Origin of the sequence: Negadavirga shengliensis (genome assembly GCF_042652345.1) — a bacterium.
In the GTDB taxonomy this organism is placed as follows: domain Bacteria; phylum Bacteroidota; class Bacteroidia; order Cytophagales; family Cyclobacteriaceae; genus Negadavirga; species Negadavirga shengliensis.
The window spans coordinates 1-2,282 of the sequence record NZ_JBHSJJ010000040.1 but is presented as its reverse complement, the minus strand read 5'-3'; the positions used below and the strand labels follow the sequence as shown (position 1 = coordinate 2,282).

The following is a 2,282-nucleotide window of genomic DNA, read 5'->3' as shown; positions in this document are numbered from 1 at the left end:
GTATCCCTCCGACAAACCCCGTCTTGTTAAATAAGGGGATTTTATTTAGGACGGTATTCTTCCCAGTTTGAGGGTAGGAGCTGGTAGAGGTCTTTTTGTTTATGGCTCTGGATTCTTTCGAACACATCTTTGAGCCAATCAAATTCATTGACTTTGTTCTTTTTGCAGCTGGCCATGAAGGAGTACATGGCGGCTGTCATTTCTGCTGCCTGATGTGATCCGGCAAACAGGTATGCTTTTCTGCCCACAGCCAGGGGTCTCACTGCATTTTCCACCAGGTTGTTATCGATTTCCATCTGACCGTGCAGTACGTATGCACTCAGTCCTGCCCACCTTTTGTGTGCATATGCGATGGCTTCACCCATCGGGCTTTTGGGCCTGTAGCTGTACTGGTTTTCTTCCAGCCATTTGCCAAGAGTATTCAGAACGGGCTCCGCATGTTCCTTTCTCAAAACCGTCCGTTGTTCCCAGTCCATTGTCCCATCTCTCATCTGTGCCTCGAGAAGATAGAGCTTCCCGATTTTGTCCAGTACATAGTTGGCCTGTTCTTCATCATCCTTTAGGGCATCCACGAACTTACGTCTGGCGTGGGCCATACAAAAAGTCAAATGGATATCCGGATGGCTTCCAAAGAGGGAGTCATAGACTTTATAGCCATCCGTCTGGATGATGCCCCTAAAGTCCGCAAGCATTTCTTTGGGACCTGACCGGTCCCGTCCTTTTCTGTAATCGAATACCACAAGTCTGTCCACAGGGGCATGGTACAGCCACATGTAGCCCTGGTGGATGCCGTTTTTGTGATCCCTTTCCAGGACCTTTATCGGTGTTTCATCGACCTGGAGATATTTTTGGCTGATCACTACCAGCCGGAGCAGCTCCCAGAGCGGCCTGAGGTGGTCCCAGCCCCTCATGATCCAATCTGATGCACTTGAGGCGGGAATCCGTATCCCCATCTTGGCATATTTGTCTATCTGTCTGTGGAGCGGCATCCCATAAACATACTTGTCGACAGTCATCTGGGCGATCACGGACTCGGAAGGGATGCCTTTTTCGATCACCCGGTCAGGAAGTGTCCCGATGATGATGCCTTCACCGTTCGCCCTGGCATACTTTGGACGTATATAACGCTTCACATAGAAGGATGCGGGCACAAGCTCAAGCACCTCTGTCACTTCTTCCCCGATTCTTGTGCAGCCTTCGGTGGATTCAGACGGTTCGATCACCACTTCTTCCCTTCTGAGCTCTTCGGGGAGGGCCATACGGCCTGTTCCTTTGGCCCTTTTCCTGGGAGCAGGCTTTTCTACTGAAACTGATTCCGAAAGCTCTTCCTGTACCGACTGTGTCACTCCGAGTTCAAAAAGTCCCAGCTGGCCGTCACCGACGTTACCTGTGCGTTTTTCACTCTTGAATCCAAAAAGGTGTCTGCGGAGTTTGTCGAGTTCAAACTGCTGATCGGAGATGATCTCTTCCTTCCGGAGCAGGATTTCTTCTTTTTCAGATAGGGTCAACAGGGCTTCCTCATACAGCTTTTTGTAGTCCTTTTCCCTGTTTTCCATGACATAAAGATACCATAAAAAAGTGGCTTTAAACGTATTTAAAAGCACTTTTTTAAGAAAAAACACACTGTTTTTTACACCCTTTTTAAGGGGGTATAGCGCTTCCTGTAGCTCACCGATCCGAGCCTTACCCCCTGTAAGAGCAGGCTCAGCTGACCGCTTGTAATGGAGTTTCCTGCCAATATGGGGCGTTCAAAAGTCCCCCTCTCAAGCTTTTTGATGTACATGGCAAAACCGTCCCTGTCCCAGTGAAGGAGACGGATCTGGTTGGAACGCTTACCAAGAAACACAAAAACGTCTCCGTTCATGGGGTCAAAGCCAAGCTTGCTGCGGACCAGACCTGCCAGCGAATTGATCCCGAAACGCATGTCGGTGGGTTCTCTATACATAAAGTATCTGGTCGAGCTCGATAGGGCAAGCATCAAAGAAGCTTTTTGACCGAATCGATCTCTACCTTTCCGAAAAACTCAATGCTCACACCCGATGGATAACTGATCCTGACCACCGGTTCTTTATGAAAACCAACATCAGGGGTGATCAATGAAAAGGATGGTTGATCGGTTGGAGAAGATTGCTCCATGCCGAACTTCCTGCACCAATAATAAAAAACCGTCCTGGAAATACCTTCGCCCTCAGCAAATGAAGCTTTGCTTATACCGGAAGCCCGCCACCTGCAAAACAGGTTATAATACTCGTCGTTGCTTATCTTTTTCATGATGCAACTAT

3 protein-coding genes are annotated in these 2,282 nt (G+C 48.6%); all 3 read right to left on the bottom strand.

Annotation, left to right across the window (positions count from 1 at the left end):
- Nucleotides 1-41: 41 nt before the first annotated feature.
- Nucleotides 42-1,604 (bottom strand): IS66 family transposase, encoded by a 1,563-nt coding sequence (gene tnpC, locus ACFPFU_RS25575; protein ID WP_377069579.1) that lies wholly within the window; start codon nucleotides 1,602-1,604, stop codon nucleotides 42-44.
- 26 nt (nucleotides 1,605-1,630) lie between these two features.
- Nucleotides 1,631-1,978 carry an IS66 family insertion sequence element accessory protein TnpB gene (gene tnpB / locus ACFPFU_RS25570; protein ID WP_377069577.1) on the bottom strand — a complete coding sequence of 116 codons (348 nt, stop codon included), beginning with the start codon at nucleotides 1,976-1,978 and terminating at the stop codon, nucleotides 1,631-1,633.
- A partial coding sequence (gene tnpA, locus ACFPFU_RS25565) for an IS66 family insertion sequence element accessory protein TnpA (protein ID WP_377069575.1) occupies nucleotides 1,978-2,282 on the bottom strand: 305 nt, incomplete at its 5' end. The genes tnpA and tnpB, both read right to left, overlap by 1 nt.

Bases quoted from the DNA above. Each gene is read 5' to 3' on its own strand.
- tnpB (WP_377069577.1), bottom strand. From the start codon at position 1,978: ATGCTTGCCCTATCGAGCTCGACCAGATACTTTATGTATAGAGAACCC.